16 protein-coding genes are annotated in these 21,035 nt (G+C 59.0%); 15 read left to right on the top strand and 1 reads right to left on the bottom strand.

The features are described from left to right. The first annotated feature begins 473 nt into the window (after positions 1 to 473). The 12 genes from ACLD0W_RS11935 to ACLD0W_RS11880 all read left to right on the top strand — a co-directional run bounded on the left by ACLD0W_RS11935 (position 474) and on the right by ACLD0W_RS11880 (position 15,277). Positions 474 to 971, top strand: coding sequence for an Lrp/AsnC family transcriptional regulator (locus tag ACLD0W_RS11935; RefSeq protein ID WP_410307705.1), 498 nt, complete (start codon positions 474 to 476; stop codon positions 969 to 971). A 51-nt stretch (positions 972 to 1,022) separates the two neighbouring features. Continuing rightward, positions 1,023 to 1,775: an enoyl-CoA hydratase/isomerase family protein gene (locus ACLD0W_RS11930; protein WP_410307704.1), complete on the top strand. Its 753-nt coding sequence runs from the start codon at positions 1,023 to 1,025 to the stop codon at positions 1,773 to 1,775. A 28-nt stretch (positions 1,776 to 1,803) separates the two neighbouring features. After that, the gene (locus ACLD0W_RS11925; protein WP_410307703.1) at positions 1,804 to 2,544 is read left to right on the top strand and encodes a creatininase family protein; all 741 of its coding nucleotides are present in this window, start codon (positions 1,804 to 1,806) and stop codon (positions 2,542 to 2,544) included. Positions 2,545 to 2,778: 234 nt separating this feature from the next. After that, a complete protein-coding gene (locus ACLD0W_RS11920) occupies positions 2,779 to 3,900 on the top strand; it encodes an LLM class flavin-dependent oxidoreductase (RefSeq protein ID WP_410307702.1) in 1,122 nt (373 codons plus the stop codon). 46 nt (positions 3,901 to 3,946) lie between these two features. Next, positions 3,947 to 4,735, top strand: coding sequence for an enoyl-CoA hydratase/isomerase family protein (locus ACLD0W_RS11915; RefSeq protein ID WP_410307701.1), 789 nt, complete (start codon positions 3,947 to 3,949; stop codon positions 4,733 to 4,735). Position 4,736: 1 nt separating this feature from the next. Then, the gene (locus ACLD0W_RS11910; protein WP_410307700.1) at positions 4,737 to 6,584 is read left to right on the top strand and encodes an AMP-dependent synthetase/ligase; all 1,848 of its coding nucleotides are present in this window, start codon (positions 4,737 to 4,739) and stop codon (positions 6,582 to 6,584) included. A 47-nt stretch (positions 6,585 to 6,631) separates the two neighbouring features. After that, the gene (gene ribB / locus ACLD0W_RS11905; RefSeq protein ID WP_410307699.1) at positions 6,632 to 7,744 is read left to right on the top strand and encodes a 3,4-dihydroxy-2-butanone-4-phosphate synthase; all 1,113 of its coding nucleotides are present in this window, start codon (positions 6,632 to 6,634) and stop codon (positions 7,742 to 7,744) included. A gap of 214 nt (positions 7,745 to 7,958) precedes the next feature. Then, entirely contained in the window at positions 7,959 to 8,480 is a 522-nt protein-coding gene (locus tag ACLD0W_RS11900; protein WP_410307698.1) for a flavin reductase family protein, read from the top strand. 180 nt (positions 8,481 to 8,660) lie between these two features. Then, positions 8,661 to 9,974, top strand: coding sequence for a spinster family MFS transporter (locus ACLD0W_RS11895; RefSeq protein WP_410307697.1), 1,314 nt, complete (start codon positions 8,661 to 8,663; stop codon positions 9,972 to 9,974). 249 nt (positions 9,975 to 10,223) lie between these two features. Continuing rightward, a complete protein-coding gene (gene mdeB, locus ACLD0W_RS11890; protein ID WP_410307696.1) occupies positions 10,224 to 12,923 on the top strand; it encodes an alpha-ketoglutarate dehydrogenase in 2,700 nt (899 codons plus the stop codon). Further along, positions 12,874 to 14,253, top strand: coding sequence for a dihydrolipoyllysine-residue acetyltransferase (aceF, locus tag ACLD0W_RS11885; RefSeq protein ID WP_410307695.1), 1,380 nt, complete (start codon positions 12,874 to 12,876; stop codon positions 14,251 to 14,253). Before mdeB ends, aceF begins: the two co-directional genes overlap by 50 nt. 145 nt (positions 14,254 to 14,398) lie before the next feature. Beyond that, positions 14,399 to 15,277: an AraC family transcriptional regulator gene (locus tag ACLD0W_RS11880; protein WP_410307694.1), complete on the top strand. Its 879-nt coding sequence runs from the start codon at positions 14,399 to 14,401 to the stop codon at positions 15,275 to 15,277. An 11-nt stretch (positions 15,278 to 15,288) separates the two neighbouring features. On the opposite strand, the gene dbpA is transcribed toward ACLD0W_RS11880, so the two are convergent. Continuing rightward, positions 15,289 to 16,668, bottom strand: coding sequence for an ATP-dependent RNA helicase DbpA (gene dbpA / locus ACLD0W_RS11875; protein ID WP_410307693.1), 1,380 nt, complete (start codon positions 16,666 to 16,668; stop codon positions 15,289 to 15,291). Between the two features lie 185 nt (positions 16,669 to 16,853). Between dbpA and ACLD0W_RS11870 the strand changes: the two genes are divergently transcribed. From ACLD0W_RS11870 to ACLD0W_RS11860, 3 genes are all read left to right on the top strand, one after another. Beyond that, positions 16,854 to 17,285 carry a hypothetical protein gene (locus tag ACLD0W_RS11870; protein WP_410307692.1) on the top strand — a complete coding sequence of 144 codons (432 nt, stop codon included), beginning with the start codon at positions 16,854 to 16,856 and terminating at the stop codon, positions 17,283 to 17,285. A gap of 203 nt (positions 17,286 to 17,488) precedes the next feature. Next, a complete protein-coding gene (locus tag ACLD0W_RS11865) occupies positions 17,489 to 20,254 on the top strand; it encodes an RHS repeat-associated core domain-containing protein (RefSeq protein ID WP_410307691.1) in 2,766 nt (921 codons plus the stop codon). An 8-nt stretch (positions 20,255 to 20,262) separates the two neighbouring features. Next, positions 20,263 to 20,589 (top strand): hypothetical protein, encoded by a 327-nt coding sequence (locus tag ACLD0W_RS11860; RefSeq protein ID WP_410307690.1) that lies wholly within the window; start codon positions 20,263 to 20,265, stop codon positions 20,587 to 20,589. Positions 20,590 to 21,035 lie beyond the last annotated feature (446 nt).

Genomic DNA, 21,035 nt, shown 5'->3' with positions numbered 1-21,035 from the left:
GGACCGCCGTAACTGTTTGATTTAAATAAGTTACGGTGGTCTCAGGAGAGCGTTTTTGCGGTTAGAGTGGGGTTTTTAGTAGGGGAAAAGGGCGTTAAGCCCTTTTCCCTTTTTTATTGTTAGTCGAGCTTTTGGGCAGGGAAAACCGCGGCTTAGGCCTTCTATACGGCGGGGAAACAGCGCCTTTCCCTTAACTGTCAATAAGTTAGTGCGGTCCGACCCCGGGCGGTAGTAGTGCGGTCCGACCCCGGGCGGTAGTCAGCGGAGAATGGCAGTTTCTCGATAGAATTTGGCGTTTATCAGGATTCTTTCGAATTATCACATCCATGTAGTCTTGCCTGTAGGTGCTCTTCACGGTGGGCCGGTGAGTGCGGCCACCCGGGCCGAGCGCAAGCGACTAATCAGAAGAATTGTGGAAAACCGGACGTTCCGCGACGCAATTTATAGTCACTAACTACGCAGGTATTCCCATCATGAACATGCTGACGCTTGATGGAATAGATATAAAAATCCTCAATGAACTCCAGAACGACGCCAATCTGACCAATGTGCAGCTCTCCGAGCGCGTACACCTGTCGCCTTCGCCCTGTCTGGCACGAGTAAAAAACCTGGAAAAAAGCGGCATTATCGAAAAGCGAATCACACTGCTGAACCCGAAAGTGATGGGGCTGGAGATAAACGCCTACATTCAGGTGACACTGGACAAGCACATCCAGTCGGCGATTGAGAAATTTCGAGAGCTGGTTGATCTTTTTCCCGAGGTCATGGAATGCAACTGGATGACCGGGGACTGTGACTTTTTGCTGCGGGTGGTGGTCCAGGACATCGAGGAACTTGAGCGCCTGATCGCCGGCAAACTGGCCAAAATAGATTTTGTTGCCAACATCCGATCCAACCTCGTCCTCAAGCAAATCACACGCAAGACCGCGCTGCCGATCAATTCATCACGCACCCTTCGAATAAGAGCCTAGAGGCCTTCGGAAAGGCATGCCCGGCATCACCTCTTTTTATTAGGAATGATTATGATTTCGGTAGAAAGGGTCTCAAAAGAGATCGCTCTATTAACCATAAACAGGCCGCCGGCCAATGCTCTGAGCAGAGACTTGATCGTGGCGATCAAGGATTCGATCAGAGAGTTCGGCTCCGAACCGGAACCGCCCGCGTTAATCCTCTCCGGGGAGGGCGATAAGTTCTTCAGCGCCGGAGGCGATATTCGTGAAATAACGGAACAGCCGGATATGGCGATACCGCGTATGCGGGAATTCCATCGAATGCTGTGCGAGGTGGAGCACTATGCGGCGCCGTTGATTTGCGCCGTGAACGGCTATGCCGTCGGTGGTGCCTTGGAGATTGTACTGCATGCCGACTACGTGATTTGCAGCGATAATGCCAGCTTCGGTTTTCCGGAGATCAACCATGGCCTGCTCCCGGCGGCCAAGGGAATCCTCCAATGCGCGCACCGCCTCGGCAGGCGGACAGCGGAAAAATTGCTCTACAGCGGCGATCTCATCTCGGCGCAGCACGCCGTGAAAATAGGCCTGGTCAACAAGGTCGTTCCCATTGCGGGACTCGCGGAGACGGCGCTGCGGGAGGCACGAGCGCTGCGCGGAAAGGATCTTCATCTTTTCAGTGCCATAAAAGGAACGCTGAACAATACGGTGAGGATGATGGACCCGGAGCTGGAGGAGTACACCATTCGTGACATGGTCCGCTACCTTGAGAGGGAATCAACGGCGAACGCACGTCAGGGCTTCCTGAACCGGAAGGGGAGCTGAATCGGTGGCGTCTCAAGATAACCTGAAAATGGAATTCATGACCACGTCCGAGGTGAGCGCGGCGCTCCAGAGTGGCTTCCGTACCGTGCTGGTGCCCTGCGGTGCCATCGAGCAACACGGTGCCCACTTGCCTTTGAGCGTCGACTCGGATCACGCCGAGCATCTTGGGTTGACGCTGGCAAAGGCATTGGGAAAATCGCTGATCGCTCCCTCAATCCGGGTGGGCTGCTCGGTCCACCATCTGGATTTCCCGGGCACGATTTCACTTCGCGAGCCTACTTTTGAATCGATCTGCGCGGATTACTGCGCAAGCCTTTCAAGTCATGGCTTTGAAAACATCCTTTTTTTCTCTGGGCACGTGGGCAACTTTCCCGCCTTGCAGAGCATGCTGCCCCGCGTTCAGAGCCAGATGCCGGAGGGCTGCCGGGTGGATGCCTTCACGGACTCTGGATTATGGCTGAAAACATGGCGTGACGCGGTTGGCGATGCCGGGGGCGACGCTTGCCGTGTTGGCGGACACGCCGACATCGCCGAGACCTCGGTCATGCTGAGCATCCACCCGCGGCGGGTGCGAACCAACCTGTACGCGGCGGGAAAGCCCGGTCTGCCATCGAAGACGGATCTGCAGGCAATGTGGCTGGGGGGCATCCGCGCGGTCAGCAAGAACGGCATTCTCGGCGACCCGAATGGCTCGTCCACTGCGATCGGCGATCTGTGTATTGAACGTATCACCCGGATGCTCCTGGACTACTTCAGCTCGCCCCGATAACCCCATCCCGATCAAAATGGATCACGCCGCTGGTATCTCTTTCTGTGTCTATAAAAGAGGTGGCTGGCGGTCGTGAATCTGCTCTGAACCTGAAATCCCTCCTTTCTGAATTACCGCGAAACAAAATTTCGTAAAGCCGCCAGCACGACGGTTATTCGGCAGCATCTTCCGCGAAATCTACGGCACCATCTTTTCATCATCGGGTAACGCTATGAATCAATAAGGAGACTTTAGATGTCTATCAAGTTCGGGTTCTGGTCGGAGCAGGAAACCCAGGTCGGCCAAAGTTACTCGCGCCGTCTCTATGAGCTCGTGGATGAAGCCGTATTCGCGGAGAAAATGGGCTTCGACATCGTTGCCCTGTCGGAACAGCATCTTGCCCTGGGCGGCATTTCCAGCTCCGCGCCGGAAGTGGTCTACGGCCATCTTGCCGCCAAGACCAGTCGTATCGCGCTGCGCCCTTCGGTCATGCTGATGCCGAAGAATTTCAACCACGCGTTGCGTTCCGCCGAACGGGCGGCGGTGATCGATATTCTTTCCAACGGCCGGTTCGAGATGTACTGCGGGCGTGCGAACACCACCATCGCCATGCGCGCCTTCAATGTGGATCCGTCAGAGACCATGGCGCAAACGCAGGAGGCCATGGCGCTGATTCGTGAAGCCTTTACCAACGACGTCTTCACCTTCAAGGGCGAGCATTACGATATCCCGCCGCGCATGCTGGTTCCGAAGCCGCTGCAGAAGCCCTATCCGGTAATGGGCATGGCCGCGACTAGTGAACGCAGCCACAAGACCGCCGGCGAACAGGGCCTCGCGGTCATGTCCCACAGCCTTTACAAGGGCTGGGAAGTGCAGGCCGGGCTGATCGATATCTACAAATCCAGCTGGAAAAGAGACCCCAAAGGACCGCTCGAGAAGCCGCGCATCGGCATGCCGGTATTCATCGGCATCGCGGAAACCGACCAGAAGGCAAAGGACATCTACGCCGGGCCGCTGCAGCACTACGCCCGTATCTCGACCAGCGGGTACGCCAAGCTGGCCAGTGTGTCCAAGGACTACGCCTACATGGCCGAAGGCCAGGACGCCCTCGATAGTGCCGCCAGCGACTGGGATTTCCTGATCAATGAATCCGCCAGCGTGGTGTGCGGCAGCCCGGACACCGTTATCCGCCAGCTTGAGCGATTCGTGGATCTGGGCATCGATGAAGTGCTGTTCCACCTGGATTCCGTTCCCCACGCCGAGATCATGAAGGCCATCGATCTGATCGGCCGGCACGTCATCCCGTACTTCAAGGATCGCAACAACGTGGTTCGTTCCTACGACGACGTACTCGAACAGATCCGCTCCATGCGATAGCGACAAGCTTCGACTCACCCACGTTTACCAGAGAATGGACGTAGCCATGAAAAAGTATACCTACCGGGATCTGCTGGTCGATGTTCGCCCCAGCGGCGTTGCCGTGGTCACCCTGAATCGCCCGGAGGTCCTGAATGCGATCACCTGGTCCATGCATGCGGAGATCGAACAGGTGTTCGTCGACCTGGACAACGACCCGGAAGTAAAGGCCGTGGTATTGACCGGGGCGGGACGGGGATTTTGCTCCGGTGGCGATCAGAACGCGCTGGACAGCGACGTGCACACGATTTCACCGACCCGTTCCGGGCGCCACCTTATTCGTAACATGCTGGAGCTGGAGTCTCCGCTTATCGCCGCTGTTAATGGCGCGGCGGTGGGGCTGGGGGCCACGCTCGCACTGTTCTGCGACATTGTTTTCGCCCAGCCGAGCGCCCGGTTCGCCGACACCCACGTCACCGCCGGCGTGGTGGCGGGTGATGGCGGTGCGGTGATCTGGCCGATGTTACTTGGCCCGGTGAGAGCCAAGCACTACCTGATGACCGGTGATTTTATCTCGGCGGAAGCGGCGGCGGCGGCCGGCCTGATCAACAAGGTGGTGGAAGAAGGCGCCGTGCTTGAGCACGCCATCCAATACGCGGAAATGCTGGCCGCGGGCCCCCGGGACGCGATCATCTGGACCAAGTACGCGGTCAATAAACTGATCAAGGAGCAGGTGCATCTGAACCTGGACTCCGCCGGCGCCCTTGAGATGATCACGTTCAACAGCCCGGAGCGGGCTGAAGCGGTGGCCGCGTTTCGTGAAAAGCGCAAGCGCTTCGCGGAAAACGGAGGCTGACATGAGCGAGCTCAACCTCGATGATCTGGAGGGTGCGACGATACCGTCGTTACTCCGCCAACGCCTGGCGACAAGGCCGGACCAGGTGGGGTTCTCCGAAAAGCGCTCGGGTGCCTGGCGGGATCTCACCTGGGACGATTATGCCCGCCGTATCGCGGGTGTCTCGCAGTCGCTCGTTGATAACGGGCTGCAACCGGGCGACAGCGTGGCTCTTATGGGCGACGTGTCCCTGGAGTGGGTGATTGCCTACATGGCGGTGATCAACGCCGGCGGGGTGGCGGTCGGTATCTATTTCACCTCCTCGGTGGCGGAGCTTGATTACTTTCTGGACGATTCGGGCAGCACGTTCATCTTCGTGGGCTGCCAGAAGGAACTCGACACGGTGCTGCGCACCGAGTACGTGGACAAGCTGAAGAACATCGTGGTGCTGGACGCGGACACTCCCCCGGCCAATCAAGTGATCGGCCTGGCTTGCTTCGCCACGCCGGTGGAGGACCACGTGGGCCTGTTGCAGCGGCAGGCGGAGGCGGCCCGGCCGGATCAGATAGCCAGCATTGTGTACACATCCGGCACCACGGCACGCCCCAAGGGCGCGCTGCTCACGCACCGTTCTCTTATCGAGGGGGTGGGCACCTTGAGGGGCGTTTGCCCGGCGCTGTTCCGCGAGCGGCAACGTGTCGTGGTACACCTTCCTTTATCTCATGTGGTCGGTATGGGGCAAGGCATCGTCCTGCCTTTGGTCAGTGAGCTTCGTCCCTATTTCGGCGAAAGCAGCGCGGAGTTCGCCGAGACCATCCAGGAAGTCAAGCCGACCTATTGGATGGCCCCACCGCGATTCTATCAACGCTACGCGGCCCAGATAGCGGCGATCGTGGCCGGCGGCGACGCGCGGCAACGGGCCGCCTATCGTCTGGCCATGTCGGTGGCGCGAAAGGCGCTCAAGGACCGGGCGGGCAGCGGCGAGGGCAAACCGTTGCTACAGAGCCTTTTCAATACCTGTTACAAGGAGGTTTTTTTACCGTTGCTGGCGCGGTTCGGGCTTGATCAACTGAAATATCCTTACACCGCCTCGGCGCCGATGCCCGCTGACGTGATGCGGCTGTGGCAAACATGGGGGGTGAACCTGAAGGAATGCTACGGCCAGACCGAGCTGGTCGGCACCAATGCTTCACAGATGCGTGACTGGTCCAAGCCCGGCAGCATTGGTGAGCCCATCGGAGATCCCCGTTGGCAAACCCGCGTGGCGGAAGATGGTGAAATGCTGGTCAGCGGCCCGGGGCTGTTCGTTGGATACCTCAATAAGCCCGAGGAGACCCGGGAAGCACTCACGGACGGCTGGCTGCATACCGGGGATATGGTCAAGGTCAACGAAGACGGTTTGCTGGCCTTGATCGACAGGAAGAAGGAGATCATCAATACCTCGGGGGGCAAATCGATCAGCCCCGCCCAGATCGAGAATGAAATTCGCCAAAGCCCCTATATATCCGAAGCCGCGGTTTGCGGAGACGGCCGAAAATACCTCGTCGCGCTTATCGAAGTGGATTCCACCACCATGATGGCCTGGGCGAAGCAGCGCATCGAAGGGCTGACCCGCTACGCGGACCTCTGCGCCTGCGAATCGGTAATCCGGCTTATCGAAGGGGAGCTGGCCAAGGCTAACCAGAAGCTCGCGCAGGTGGAACAGATCAAGTGCTTCAAGATCCTGCACGAGGAGCTGTCGGTGGAGAATGGGGTGATGACACCGACCAGGAAAAAACGCCGTAAGAATATCGAGACGCGATACAAAAACCTTATCGACTCCATGTATGACGATGAGGAAGAACGTCTTATCCGTCAGGCGGAACGGTAGGCGCCGCCTGGACATGACCGTCCCCCCATTGAACCAAGGTGATCGCCATGAGTGAAACGTCCGTCAACGGGCACGGCCCCGTTATCTCAAGCGTGCCGGAAATCATCGATGAAGCAAGGAATGGCCGTATGTTCATCCTGGTCGATGATGAGGACCGGGAGAACGAGGGTGATCTGGTGATTCCCGCGCAGATGGCGACGCCGGAAAAGATCAACTTCATGGCCACCCATGGAAAGGGGCTGGTGTGTCTGGCGCTGAATGAAGAGCGGGTTCGGCAACTGGGTTTGAGCTTAATGAATCCCCAGGATAACAGCCGTTTCAAGACCGCCTTCACGGTCTCCATAGAAGCGCGGGACGGCGTATCCACGGGCATCTCGGTACAAGACAGGGCGCGCACCGTCGCGGTAGCGATCGATGCCGCCAAAGGTCCCAATGATATCGTGACGCCCGGGCATGTCTTTCCATTGATCGCGCGGCCAGGAGGAACGCTGGTGCGCGCGGGGCATACGGAGGCCGCCGTGGACATCGCCCGCCTGGCCGGCCTTAACCCGTCCGGGGTTATCTGCGAGATCATGAAGGTCGACGGCTCCATGGCGCGCATGGCTGACCTGGCGGAATTCGCCCGATGTCACGACCTGAAGATCGGCACCATTCGTGATCTGATTGCCTACAGAAGGGTCCACGATAACAACGTGGAATGTACTTCCCGCGCCAGGTTTGAAAGCCAATGGGGCAACGAATGGGAAGTTTTCACCTTCCGTATCCAGGGAACCGGCAACGAGGCAGTGGCCTTGGTAAAAGGCGATCTTGCGGGCGCCGGCACGCCGGTGGTACGGATGCATGCCCTGGACTTTTTTTCCGATGTTATCGGTCAGACCGGCGATCGAAGCAATCTGATCGCGCGTTCCATGAGGATCATCGCCAATGAAGGCTGTGGCGTGATCGTCATCTTCCAACGGGATGTGGATCTCTCTCAGCTGCTTCGGGTCAAGGCCGGCGCGCCGTTGGCGGACGTTAGCGGGCTGCGCGACTATGGTGTCGGCGCCCAGGTTCTGGCGGAGCTGGGCGTCAAGGACATGGCGCTGCTCAGCAACTCCAAGCACACGCCGGTCGCCTTGCAGGGATACGGCTTGAATATCGTCGAACACAGACCGCTCTGAAGCGAATTCTCCACCCAGCCCGCCGGCGCCATGACCCGCTTGCCGGAGGATTGTGTGGTGGCCGGGCCGCGCCGCCGTGAATTATGTCGTGCCGGTGGGATTACCGCCCCTGAATCGAAATCATATTCCGCGGGATTCATGAAAAACTGCCTTTTATCGATCTAAAGCCACGCTTTAGAACCACCCCATCGCCACGGCAATGAGGATTGAAAAAGTGCAGAAAGAGCTTCTCTCCTTGAGTAATACCAATACCGAAACGTTCCGCGATGCCTTGAGAAAAGTGGTCGGCATGGTGTCGATCGTGGCCACCGGCCAGGGCGCGTCCCGTCGGGGGCTGACGGTGACGGCCGCGAACTCCTTGACGGTGGAACCCCCCATGGTGGTGATGTGCATCAATCGCTCCGCCGACGCCCACGACACCATTCTTTCCACCGGTTCCTTTTCCTGGAACGTTCTTTCCATTGAGCATATTGAGCTTGCCCGGCGCTTCGCCGGCATGGACGGACGGAAGGGGGAAAGCAAGTTTTCCGCGAATGAATGGACTGAGCTGGTGACCCGGTCTCCGGTGCTGATTGACTCGCTGTGCAGCTTTGACTGCCACGTTGAAACGGCGAGCCAAACCGGCACCCATACCATCATCACCGGAGCCGTCGTCGCGCAGACCCTTTCACGGCACGTCGCCCCGCTGATATACGCCCAAGGCCGGTTCGGCACCATCGACTACAACGTCGAGTGACAGCCGGGCCCGGCCGATCTCGGCAATGAAAGATCGCGGTCATCCGAATAATAAGCAGCGCAGTGCGAATGAAAGAATTACTCAATAATAGTCAATCCGGAGGCGGGTATCACAATGAAAAGCGCAAATCAGAATGCTGGGGGGCTGTCGAGCCCTGTTTCAAGACATAAAGAGGGGCCGATGGGCGCGGACTATTCCGCGTCGTACAAGCGCTACGCACTGACGGTTCTTTTTCTGTTGTATACGCTTAACTTCCTTGATCGCCAGATCGTCAATATTGTCGCCGAGCCGATCAAGAAGGATATGGGTCTGTCCGACTGGCAGCTGGGCTCGCTGACCGGGCTGGCCTTCGCCTTGTTCTATGCGACGCTCGCCCTGCCCATTGCCCGGCTGGCGGAGCGGAAAAACCGGGTAAAGATCGTTGCATTCTCGGCCATCGTCTGGAGCGGTTTCACGGCGCTTTGCGGCCTCGGTCAGAGCTTTCTGCATCTTTTTCTGGCCCGGGTTGGCGTGGGCGTCGGCGAGGCGGGGTGCACGCCGGCCTCCCATTCGTTGATCACTGATTACTTCAGCAGAGAGAAGCGCGCCTCGGCCATGGCCACCTTTTCATTGGGCATACCCGCCGGTTCCCTGGTTGGCATGGCCATCGGTGGTTTGATCGCGGATAGCTTCGGCTGGCGCGCGGCGTTCATCGTCGTCGGTATTCCCGGCCTGTTACTCGGCCTGATCGCACTGGTCACGCTCAGAGAGCCACGTACCCACAACCCGGTGGCTTCGCACACCGATTCCCTGCCCGGTGTCTGGCAGGCATTGAAGGATCTGAAGGGCAACAGAACCTATGTGTGGCTGACCGCGGCCATGGCGGCCATGGCGTTCGTTACCTACGGCCATTTCGCGTTCCTCAGCTCGTTCTTCCTTCGCAATCATGCGGACAACATCACCGAATTGTCCCACGCCATCGAGGCCACCACCGGCATCGCGCTGGGCCCGATGGGATTTCTCGGTGTCAGCCTGGGGATCATCTTTGGCCTGTTTGGCGCGCTCGGTACCTGGCTTGGCGGCGTGCTGAGTGACCGTGGCGCCGCCAGGGACATGCGTGCCTACGCCCTCATTCCCGCGTTCTCGGCGCTGATTCTTCCACTCTCGCTGGTGGCCACCTATCTTGCTCCCGGGGCGGGCAGCGCGCTGTTGATGCTGTGCGTACCGATGCTGCTGCAATCCATCTACTACGGGCCCCTGTTCGCCAGCGTCCAGAGCCTGGTTGAGCCGAACAGCCGCGCCACGGCGGCGGCGATTCTGCTGTTCTTCGCCAATCTTATCGGCCTGGGGCTGGGGCCGCTCACGGTGGGAACCTTGAGCGATGTTATCGCCGTCTCCGCCGGGCCGGCGGACGGAATACGCTGGGCGTTGATCATCACCGGTTTCATCTATCTGGCGGCGGCCCTGGCATTCTTCAAAGCCAGCCGCACCATCAGGGACGCCATCGTCAGCTGATTCTCATTAAAACGATTCGCACGGCCCGCGGCAGGGTGTGTCTCAACGCCGCCGGGTCGGTGCTTTTTAAAGCATGACGCCACTTCCTATTTCCCACTCCTCGCTGATCGGTTTCCCGACCAGGAAAGCTCTGCTTCGAACCGCCGTAAAGACGGCAGAATCTGCGCCGGGCGATTTAAAACCGAGCCCATAATGGCAAAAAATGTGTCTGGCCCGCCTCTACAATAATTCGACCAAAGGGAGGCACCTATGTCCGAATACATTGAAATCCTGTCAAAGGCGGCGGCGTCCGACGCGGACGCTCAGGAACTGGCCGAATGGTGTGAGGCCCTGCAGGCCCTGGTGAGCCACGCCGGTCCCGAACGGGCGCGGCAGATCCTGGACGCGGTCACGTCGATTGCCCGGGATCCCGCCATTGGCTGGCAGCCGAGCTACGGCACGCCGTATGTGAACACCGTGCCCGCGGATCAGCAGCCGGCTTTTCCCGGCGACCTGGCGGTGGAAGAGCGCCTGGTATCCCTGATGCGCTGGAACGCTCTGGCCATGGTGGTTAGAGCGAATCAGGCCTATGGCGAGCTGGGGGGCCACATTGCCAGCTATGCCAGTGCCGCGGACCTGTTCGAAGTGGGCTTCAACCACTTCTTTCGAGGCGTGGATGACCCGGGCGGTGGCGATCTGGTGTTCTACCAGGCGCATTCCGCGCCGGGTATTTACGCGCGCGCGTTCATCGATGGGCGGCTGACCGAAGCGGACCTGATGCACTATCGCCAGGAGGTCACTGCCTCTCGTGGTGGTGTCCGGGGGCTGTCCAGTTATCCCCATCCCTGGTTGATGCCCGACTTCTGGCAGTTTCCCACCGGCTCCATGGGGATCGGCCCCGTCAATTCCATCTACCAGGCCCGCTTCATGCGTTATCTGCAGCACCGGGGTTTGCAGGACACCTCCGCGCGTAAGGTGTGGGGCGTGTTTGGCGACGGCGAAATGGATGAGCCTGAGAGCATGGCCGCGCTGTCCCTGGCGGCGCGGGAAGGGCTCGACAACCTGGTCTGGGTGGTCAATTGCAATCTTCAGCGTCTGGATGGTCCGGTGCGGGGTAATGGCCGGATTGTCGATGAACTGGAAGCGTCCTTCAGCGGCGCGGGCTGGAACGTGATCAAGCTGTTGTGGGGCTCGGACTGGGATGGGCTGTTCGCACGGGATCGAGAAGGGGCTCTCGTGCGAGCCTTCGCGGATACCGTGGACGGCCAACTGCAGACGTTCGCCGCCAATGACGGCGGCTATAACCGGCGGCACTTTTTCGGGCAGAACGACAGCCTTTCCCGGCTCGCCGAAGGGCTCACCGACGAGCAGATTGATCGCCTCAAGCGAGGCGGCCATGACCTGGTGAAGATCCACGCCGCTTATCATGCGGCCCTGGCGCACAGCGGCCGCCCCACGGTGATTCTGGCGCAGACCAAGAAAGGCTACGGCATGGGCGCGGCGGGGCAGGGCAAGATGGCCACCCACCAGCAGAAGAAGCTGGGCCGTGATGATCTGCTGGCGTTCAGGAATCAATTCCAGCTGCCGCTTTCCGACCAGCAGGCGGAATCACTCAGCTTTTACCGGCCGCCGGAGGACAGCGCCGAGATGCGCTACCTGCGCGAACGACGTGAAGCCTTGGGCGGCCACCTGCCCGCCCGCCGTACCGAGGTGGAGGCGGCGACGGTTCCGGCTCTGGAAAGCTACGCCCGGTTCGCCCTCGAGGCCGACGACAAGGAAATGTCCACCACCATGGCTTTCGTCCGCATGATGGCGGGCCTGATGAAAGACAAGGCCCTGGGCCCGCGGGTGGTACCGATCGTGGCGGATGAGGCGCGCACCTTTGGCATGGCCAATCTGTTCAAGCAGGTGGGTATCTATTCAAGCGTCGGCCAACGTTATGAGCCGGAGGACATCGGCTCCATTCTCAGTTACCGGGAGGCACTGGACGGCCAGATTCTGGAAGAGGGCATCAGTGAGGCGGGCGCGATCAGCTCCTGGGTGGCCGCCGCCACCAGTTACTCCACCCATGGCCTTTCCATGCTGCCGTTCTATATCTACTACTCCATGTTCGGCTTCCAGCGTATTGGCGATCTGATCTGGGCGGCGGCCGACCAGCGGGCGCGCGGCTTTCTCTTGGGCGCCACGTCCGGCAGGACGACCCTGGGCGGCGAAGGGCTGCAGCACCAGGACGGCCAGAGCCATCTGGTCGCGTCCACGATACCGAACTGCCGCGCCTACGATCCCGCCTTCGCCGGCGAACTGGCGGTGATCATGGACCACGGCATGCGTGCCATGCTCGAGCAGCAGCAGGACGTCTTCTACTACATCACGGTGATGAACGAGAACTACCCCCAGCCGACGCTGCCGGAGGGGGTGGCCGAAGACATCGTCAAGGGCCTCTACCGCTACGCCAGACAGGAAGCGGGAGAGGCTTCCCCCCGCGTACGACTGGTGGGGTCCGGCACCATCCTGTTGGAGGTGCTCGCCGCCGCGGAATGGCTGGCCAAGGACTGGAACATCGCCAGCGAAATCTGGAGCGCCACCAGCTACACCGAATTGGCCCGTGACGCGAGGGCGGTGGAACGCTGGAACCGTCTGCACCCGCTGGAAACGCCGCGAAGCAGCCATGTGGCGCAATGCCTCGGGCCGGATCTGCCGGTCATCGCCGCCACCGATTACGTGCGTGCCGTGCCCCAGCTCATCGCGTCCTATATCGACGCGCCCCTGGTGGTATTGGGCACCGACGGATTCGGGCGCAGCGATACCCGACCCATGCTTCGGGATTTCTTTGAAGTGGACCGCCGCCATATCGTCGTCGCCACCCTGGCGAAACTGGCGCAGCGCGGCGAGATCGACCGCCAGATCTGCGCCGACGCCATTGAGCGCTACCACATCGACCCGCGCATCGCCGCTTCTTGGGAGTATTGATATGTCTGAAATCCAGGAAGTTTTCGTTCCAGATATCGGTGGCGCCAGCGACGTTGAAGTGATTGAGCTGCTGGTGAGCGTCGGCGACGAGGTTCAGGCTGAGCAGTCCTTGATCACGGTTGAGACCGATAAAGCCGCCATGGAGATACCGTCTCCGGTGGCGGGTCGGCTGAGCGAGCTCAAAGTGGCGGAGGGTGACCGGGTCAGCGAAGGCACGCTTATTGCACTGTTCGCGGTGAGTGCCGGCGACGCGCCGGCGGAAGAGAATGAGCCGGATGATCGCCAGGCTCCGGCGGCCCCACCGCCGGCCGATGAGCCGGCGGAGGAAGGGGATGGCGATGACGCCGGTGGCGATGGCGGCAAGCCCGCCCACCAGACGGTGCCGGTCAATCGCCCTGGCTCGTCGCTGGAGGACCGGATACCCCCTTACTCGTCGCCCTCCATTCGACGTTTGGCGAGGGAGCTGGATGTCCACCTCCCGGACGTGACCGGTACCGGCGCCCGTGGGCGGATTACCCGTGACGACGTGATGCAGCATGTGCGCGAAATGGTGCGGGGCGTACGCGCCGGGGATGATGCCGCGCCGGCGACGGGCTTTGCGGGGCTTCCGCCCTGGCCCCGGGTCGACTTCGAAAAGTATGGCCCGGTGGAACGGTGCGAGCTGTCACGCATTCGCAGGATTGCCGGCGCCAATCTGCACCGCAACTGGGTCAGCATTCCCCACGTCACCAACCATGAGGATGCGGATATCACGGACCTGGAAGCTTTCCGGGTGGTGTTGAACGCGGAGAACGCCAAAGCGGGCATCAAGGTCACGTTGCTGTCCCTGTTAATCAAAGCCTGCGTGGCCGCGCTCAGGAAATTCCCCACCTTCAACGCCAGTCTGGACGGCGAGCAACTGGTGATGAAGGGGTATTACCACATCGGCTTCGCCGCGGACACGGCCAACGGCCTGGTGGTCCCGGTGGTCCGCGACGCCGACCGGAAAGGCGTTCTCGAGATTGCCGAGGAAGTGGGCGAGCTGGCCGCCAAGGCCAGGGAAGGTAAACTGACCATGGAGCAGATGAGCGGTGCCTGCTTCTCCATCTCGTCGTTGGGAGGCATCGGCGGGACTTACTTCACGCCGATCATCAACGCACCGGAGGTGGCGATACTGGGCGTATCGAAAGCGCGGCACCGGATGATCTGGAACGGCAGGGAGGCCGAACCCCGGCTGATCCTTCCCATGAGCTTGAGCTGGGATCACCGTGTGATCGATGGCGCGGAGGCGGGACGTTTCAATGCCTATCTGGCGAGTGTTCTTGCGGAAATGCGGAGAATTATTCTATAGGTAATCCGTAACCCTGAAAGGCGCCTGGGCGCCGGCGTCTCATGGGCGGGGTGACCGTCGTGGCGGCCCCATGGAAGGGGCGCGGCGGTCAGCGACGATGCTGTGTTCAGGGCCGACCACACCGGTGGTTGGGGAGAGGTGGCTGATGTCGGATATGGTCAGGCGGCGAGGTAAGGATCTCGAAGAGCTTCAAAACGGCACGGCGGATTTGAAGTCCTGGGATCTGTCGAATTTACGAGTGAGCTTCAGCACCATCGACCCGGACTGTCTTGGCCGGCCGGTGACGTCCTTCGTCGTGGAACGCCAGCAGGACGATGACAAACTGCCGCTGCACCAGCACCGCAAGGGGCAGCTGGTGTTGACCGCGAAGGGGTCGATCAGCTGTCATACACTGGATGGTCTGAGAATCGTGCCGTCCAACGGCGCCGTCTGGATTCCCGGAGAAACCCCCCATAGCATTTCCATTCCGGACAACGGCAAATCCTACTGTGTCTTTATCGATCCGGAAATCGCCCCGTTACCCAGGTCCTGCGCAACGATCTCGATCAGCCCGCTGCTGCAGGAAATTATTTATCATTTGGCGAAGCTGCCTCCGCTTTACCCACTGGACGGGCCCACCAGCCGTATCGTTCAGGTACTGATCGACGAGCTGGCTCAAATGAAGCACGAGCCGCTGCACTTTCCGGTCAGCACTCATCCCAAGATCCGGCACATGGCTTTCAAGCTGCTCGATTCCCCCGGCGATCGGCGGACGCTTTCCGAGTGGGCTTGCGAAGTGGCGACCAGCGAGCGCACCCTGGCGCGGTTGGTGTTGAAGCACACCGGCATGACGTTTGGCGCCTGGCGGCGCCAGCTGCATATCGTCATTGCCATACAGAAGCTGTCCGCCGGGTGCACCGTGCAGGCTGTCGCCAGCGACCTGGGCTATGACAGCGCCAGCGCGTTCACGGCGATGTTCAAACAACACATGGGCAAGCCGCCGCGCCGTTATCTCCAGGACTTACAGGAAGACTACCGGTTCTGAGATCCGCCGGCCTACAGGCGCCTTATCCGCAGGGACCGGCCTTTGATTTTGCCGTTGTTGAGGCGTTGCAGGGCCTTGTCGGCGACGGCGTGTTCCACCGCCACATAGGCCTGATTGTCGAACAGGGTGATTTTGCCCACCTTGTCGCCGGGAATGCCGGCGTCGCCGGTGAGCGCGCCGAGGATGTCGCCGGGGCGCAGCTTTTGCTTGCGACCGGCGCCGATGCACAGGGTGGTCATGGGCGCTTCCAGCGGGCTCCGGTCCGCATGCGGGCGCACCTCCTCCAGGGGCAGCCAGGGCAGGGCGCCCAGCCGGTCCTCCAGGGCCAGGGCGCGGCGCATTTCCCGGGGCGCCACCAGGCTCACCGCCAGACCCGCCTCGCCGGCCCGGCCGGTACGTCCGATACGGTGAGTATGGGTGTCCGGGTCGTGGGCCAGCTCCACATTGATCACCAGGTCCAGAGCGGCGATGTCCAGCCCCCGCGCGGCCACGTCCGTGGCCACCAGCACCGACAGGCTGCGATTGGCGAAGCGACCCAGCACCTGATCCCGGTCCCGCTGATCCAGGTCGCCGTTCAAGGCCATCGCCGACACGCCCTTGGCCACCAGATGATCGGCCACCTCCTGGCACTGTTGCTTGGTCACGCAAAACGCCACGCAGGAAACCGGCCGCAGGCTGTACAGCACCCGCGTCACCGCGTCCAATCGCTGTTCCGGCGCCACCTCGTAGAAACGTTGCTCAATGGCCGGGCGGTCGTCGGTGTCCTCCACCTCCACGGTGACCGGATCACGCAGGAAGCGGTCCGCCAGGGCGCGGATGCCCGCCGGCCAGGTGGCCGAAAACAGCAGGGTCTGACGCCGCGCCGGCGTCTGCCCGATGATCTCGCTGATGCTGTCTACGAAACCCATGTCCAGCATCCGGTCGGCCTCGTCCAGCACCAGGGTATTCAAACCGTCCAGGGACAGGGTGCCCTTGGCCAGGTGCTTCTGCACCCGCCCCGGCGTGCCCACGATCACCTGAGCGCCATGCTCCAGGGACCCCACCTGCGGCCCCATCGGTACCCCGCCGCACAGCGTCAGGACCTTGATATTGTCCGCCCCCCGCGCCAGCCGGCGCACTTCCTGCGCCACCTGATCCGCCAGCTCCCGGGTCGGGCAGAGCACCAGCGCCTGACAGCCGTAGTAACGCGGATTCAGCGGATGCAGCAATCCCAACCCGAACGCGGCGGTCTTCCCCGACCCGGTCCGCGCCTGGGCGATCACGTCCCGCCCCTGCAGGATCGGCGGCAAAGCGCGAGCCTGCACCGGCGTCATGGCGGTGAAGCCCAATGACGCCAGGTTCGCCAGGGTGGCGGCGTCCAGCGGCAGGGAAGCGAAATCGGTGGCGGTCATTGGCGGAACCTGACAACAAGAAAAGGGCGCGCATTCTAACACCTTCCCGGGCACCCCGGGGTCGGACCACGCTAACCACTTGATTTCACGTATTATGAGCATCTCAACGGACGGTTTCGGGCTGCTGAGAATCTGCTTCCCAGTTAAAGAGAGGTCTTTTCGGCGGAGCCCTTGGTTTGGCGTAGGTGTTAGCCATCCATTTTGTCGGCCAAAATGCTCGTTTAGCCCTAGATTTTGTGCCTTATGGAATGATAGTCATTGGTAAATCAAAAAGTTGGGATGGTCCGACCCGAGATTTTGGTGGGTTCGGTCTGCGGGCTATGAGGAGTGTGAAGTTGAATGGCTTTTGTGCGGTCTTGGTGGTCTTAATTATAATTGGTTGGCTTGTTGTCAATTTTATTAATATCGTTTATGTGGTGAGGCGGTCGCGCAGTGGGTTGAGGTTTTCTGAGGTTTATTGGTGTATCTGTTTGATGTCGCTGGGTGTTGAAAGTGAGTTTTACAAAAAAGCCCCTGAAGACGATCGTTTGTTAATATGTCGTTATTTTAATATATTTAAGGTATCAAGCCTTGCTGTGGTTGTTTTCCTGTTTTTTTTCGTTGGCGCACTTTCATGAGTGGTTGCACAGATAAGGTGGGGCAACGCCAAGCCAGTTTGAGGCCTATGAGGCGGTTTCTCGAGGTGTTTGAGCCCGACGACTGGCTCGTTAGGAGCCGCTTTTGAGAACAAAAAAAAGTCTTAAGCACTAATTGAACGCGATATTTTTCAATATTTTCATTGGTATCAGACAGTTAGCGCGGTCCGACCCCGGGGTGACAGTTGACCAAGGCGTTATTGCCGGGTGGCGTGGAGCTGGTGAACCAATACGATTTGCTCGGTCGTAAGGTGTTGTCCAGCGACCCCAATATCGGTACATGGCGATACGCCTACGATGGCTATGATCAGTTGGTCTTGCAGGAGAATGGCTCGGGTCGGCGCGTTTGCTTCAGCTATGACGTTCTTGGCCGTCAGGTGGCGCGCACCGACGACTATTTGTCGTCGTCGGATTGGGCGCAGTCGCTGACCTCGGCACTAAACGGCTGTCAGGGCCAGCTTGCCGATACCTCCTGGAGCTATGATGCTTTCGACAAGGGCTTAGGGCGCCTTGCGTCTGTTCAAAGCTCCGCCGGTTACACGCAGGAGCCTTTCTACGACAGTCTGGGCCGTGTAGTCCGCACCGAAACCCGCTATGCACAAACCGACTACGTAAGCACTCAGCAATACGACGCCGATACCGGCAAAGTTGCCTCCATGACGCCCACGCATCGCGACCAGGGTCCAAGCATCAGTGTGGAGTACCGGTATAACAATCTGGGTTTCCTGACGGAGCTTGGCAAAGCGGGATCCTCGGATTACTACTGGCGGATATTGGCTCAGAATGCGCGTGGCGACGTCACCCAGCGACGCTTCGCCAACGGAATGATCGAGAATCAGGCGGCCTACAACGAGGCCACCGGCATGGTCTCGCAGATTCGTTCCAAGATGGCGCTGGCGCCTTCCTGGAGCATTCAGGATGAGACCTACACTTACGATGCCAATGGCAACCTGCTGCAGCGGTCCCAGACAAATACCGCGCAAAATGTGGCCATTGAAGAAACCTTCGAGTACGACGACCTGGATCGACTGATCCGGGCCAGCGTCGATAATCCCACCAATCCGGACGTGTCCTTCGAGCAAACGGCTCAATACGACATCGCAGGCAACCTCACCGCTCGGAATGACGCGGGCAGCTATACCTACCAGGAGACTTGTGAGTACCAGGGTGAAATCTATACCCCGGGCCCGAATGCTGTAACGCAGGTAACCGGGGCACGGAACGAACAATACTGCTATGACGCCGGCGGCAATATGCTCACCGGCGGCAACAAAACCATTTCCTATACGTCGTTCAATAAGCCGGTTTCTATTAGCACGCCGGATGCCCAGGTGCAGTTTGTCTATGGGCCCTCGCGAGAAATCCTGCGTAAGGTGAGCACGGCGTCCAATCAGTCCATCAATAAAACCTCCATTGGATCGTACGAAACACTGACGATCTCCAAAGCCGCCGCCACGACTGTGAAGGAGCGCTGGTCCTTGCCCGGCGGGGTGGTTGTTTCACTGGAGAACGACGACACATCCACGCTTAAGGATGAATACCTGTTCTCGGATGCCCTGGGCTCCATCGTCGCGGTCGCCAACCAGCTCGGTGGCGTCAACGAGCGCTTCCAGTACGACCCTTGGGGCCGCCCGAGACAAGGTCTCGACTGGGCTAGCCTGTCAGATCTGGATTGGTTCGACCTGGAACGTGACGAAAACACCACGGGCAAAGGCTTCACCGGCCACGAGATGCTGGACCAGGTCGGTGTCATCCATATGGGTGGACGTATCTATGATCCCACTCTGGGTCGGTTTATGAGCGCGGACCCGGTGGTGAAAGGGCTGCAAAACACGGAAAGCTATAACCGTTACAGCTACGTCCTGAACAACCCGATGAGCTACACGGATCCCACCGGTTACTCATGGTGGAGTAAGAACGTCACGGATAAGTGGCGCAAGTTCCGCAAAAAGTATGAGAAAGAGCTGCTGAATTTTGCCACTGGGGGTGTGGAAGCTGCGTTTCGTTATGGTAGCAGGGAGCTGGCGCGTTTTGCTGCACGTAATAAGTACGCAGGAGAGGTGCTGAGTGTCGTTGTAGTTGTGGGATGCTCCTTTACGGGTCCAGCGGCGGCCGGCTGTACGGCGGCTGCCCAGGGCGCAATATCTTCCAGTATTACCTATGCTAATGGTGGGTCGATATCGGATGCGCTCAAGGCGGGAGCAAGATCCAGTGCATTGTCATACTCTAATGCCAAGGTGGCGGGATATATCGGGGATGTTAAGGCTGATTTTGTAGGTAAAGGCATGATGCATGGCGCTAGAGGAGCATTCTTTGCCGCGGTTAGTGGCGCTGATGTGCAGTCTGGTTTTGCCGGTGGCCTTGCCGAGGGGATGTTAGGGGGGTATATAGGAGAACATATAGCTCCAAACAGCAAGGCAGGCGGGACCGTTGCTGCGGCCTTCATTGGTGGTGCGGCTTCCGGACTAACCGGAGGAAAGTTCGCCGTTGGCGCAGCTGCTGGGGCTGTAGGGTATCTGTTCAACCGGGCGGCACATATGGATTATCCCGCCCCTCCGGGAGCTCCGCGAAGTTCTGCTGCACTGCAAGCATTCGGTTCCTACTATTCATCAGATGAAGTGTTGTCAATGATGGCGGCGGGGATTGAAGTGCCTAGTCCTTTCCAGGATTGGGTATTTATGCGGGGTATGAGCTCTTATATAGACGGAATTTTTAATGTTTCAATTAGTTTATATCCGGTTACCTCTATTCCTCTGCTGGGCCGCTTCTTGGGCCCTGCGGGCCCTGTTTTTGGGGATAGGGCCTTTGGTGCCGCCAGAAATGGCTATTTCAACCATGGGCCATATAGGATGGGGTTTGGTAAACACGGGGGAGGTGCGCAATTCAGAATTGGCATTAAGCAATTATATAAAAAGGATATTGGGCGTCCCCTCAAGGGTTATGGGAAATAGGGGGGGGTATGCGTGGGAAGTTTTTTAAGATCTTTAAAATGCTTGGGTTCGTAGAGATAATAAAAATCCCAGGCAAGAGTTTTGATGATCTTTCGCCTTACGAGATAGGCCTTATGATTGATGCATTTGTTTATGATGAGGATAAATATTTTGACCCCATGGCTTTGGGGGAGTTTTTAAATTATAAAATTAATAATGATAAAGTGCGAATAATAAGAGATGAAATTAAATCTGGAATTTATAGGTTTTCGGCTGATGCGGGGCGGACGCACTGGGATGAGAATTTCTTAAAGGAAATTTCGGAAAGCCTGAAAAGTAGAAGTGACGATTCTTAAACGATATATTTTTGGTTTTTGAATTTGCAAAATAAATGCCGCCGCATGACTTTTGCGGAGAATGCCTGGGGTGACTTGGCAGATCGGCTCCGGGAAGGGCAGACGATTGGTTTTGGGTTGTCTGGGTGAAGCGACAAGCTTTTGCGGCCCATAATTTTTTTTGGTCAGGGTGTATTTTAAGAAAATTATTGGGGTGCCAATACACCTGGGGTCGGACCACGCTAACCGATTGATTTACGGCCCCCTTGAGGTCGCAGCAGGCCAATGCGTAGGGCTATGAGCCGGTTTTCGTGGTGAAAATAGGGCTCTAAATAGAACCAGTTGAGGAGCATTGGTTCGCTAGCGGCCTTTTTTGAGGAGTCCAAAGGTGCCTTAAGCTCCATTTTTTGGGTTGCTTTATAGTGTTTTCATTGAAATCCGTCGACTGGTGTGGTTTGCCCTCGGCC

It is taken from the genome of Alloalcanivorax sp. C16-1 (assembly GCF_046507805.1).
Classification (GTDB): Bacteria; Pseudomonadota; Gammaproteobacteria; order Pseudomonadales; family Alcanivoracaceae; genus Alloalcanivorax.
This window is presented reverse-complemented; position numbering and strand designations above follow the sequence as displayed.

Excerpts from the sequence above, each read along its gene's own strand:
- ACLD0W_RS11880 (WP_410307694.1), top strand. The coding sequence starts at position 14,399 with ATGTCGGATATGGTCAGGCGGCGAGGTAAGGATCTCGAAGAGCTTCAA.
- ACLD0W_RS11930 (WP_410307704.1), top strand. The coding sequence starts at position 1,023 with ATGATTTCGGTAGAAAGGGTCTCAAAAGAGATCGCTCTATTAACCATA.
- mdeB (WP_410307696.1), top strand. The coding sequence starts at position 10,224 with ATGTCCGAATACATTGAAATCCTGTCAAAGGCGGCGGCGTCCGACGCG.
- ACLD0W_RS11860 (WP_410307690.1), top strand. The coding sequence starts at position 20,263 with ATGCGTGGGAAGTTTTTTAAGATCTTTAAAATGCTTGGGTTCGTAGAG.
- ACLD0W_RS11910 (WP_410307700.1), top strand. The coding sequence starts at position 4,737 with ATGAGCGAGCTCAACCTCGATGATCTGGAGGGTGCGACGATACCGTCG.
- ACLD0W_RS11925 (WP_410307703.1), top strand. The coding sequence starts at position 1,804 with ATGGAATTCATGACCACGTCCGAGGTGAGCGCGGCGCTCCAGAGTGGC.
- ACLD0W_RS11895 (WP_410307697.1), top strand. The coding sequence starts at position 8,661 with ATGGGCGCGGACTATTCCGCGTCGTACAAGCGCTACGCACTGACGGTT.
- ACLD0W_RS11915 (WP_410307701.1), top strand. The coding sequence starts at position 3,947 with ATGAAAAAGTATACCTACCGGGATCTGCTGGTCGATGTTCGCCCCAGC.
- ACLD0W_RS11935 (WP_410307705.1), top strand. The coding sequence starts at position 474 with ATGAACATGCTGACGCTTGATGGAATAGATATAAAAATCCTCAATGAA.
- dbpA (WP_410307693.1), bottom strand. The coding sequence starts at position 16,668 with ATGACCGCCACCGATTTCGCTTCCCTGCCGCTGGACGCCGCCACCCTG.
- ACLD0W_RS11920 (WP_410307702.1), top strand. The coding sequence starts at position 2,779 with ATGTCTATCAAGTTCGGGTTCTGGTCGGAGCAGGAAACCCAGGTCGGC.
- ribB (WP_410307699.1), top strand. The coding sequence starts at position 6,632 with ATGAGTGAAACGTCCGTCAACGGGCACGGCCCCGTTATCTCAAGCGTG.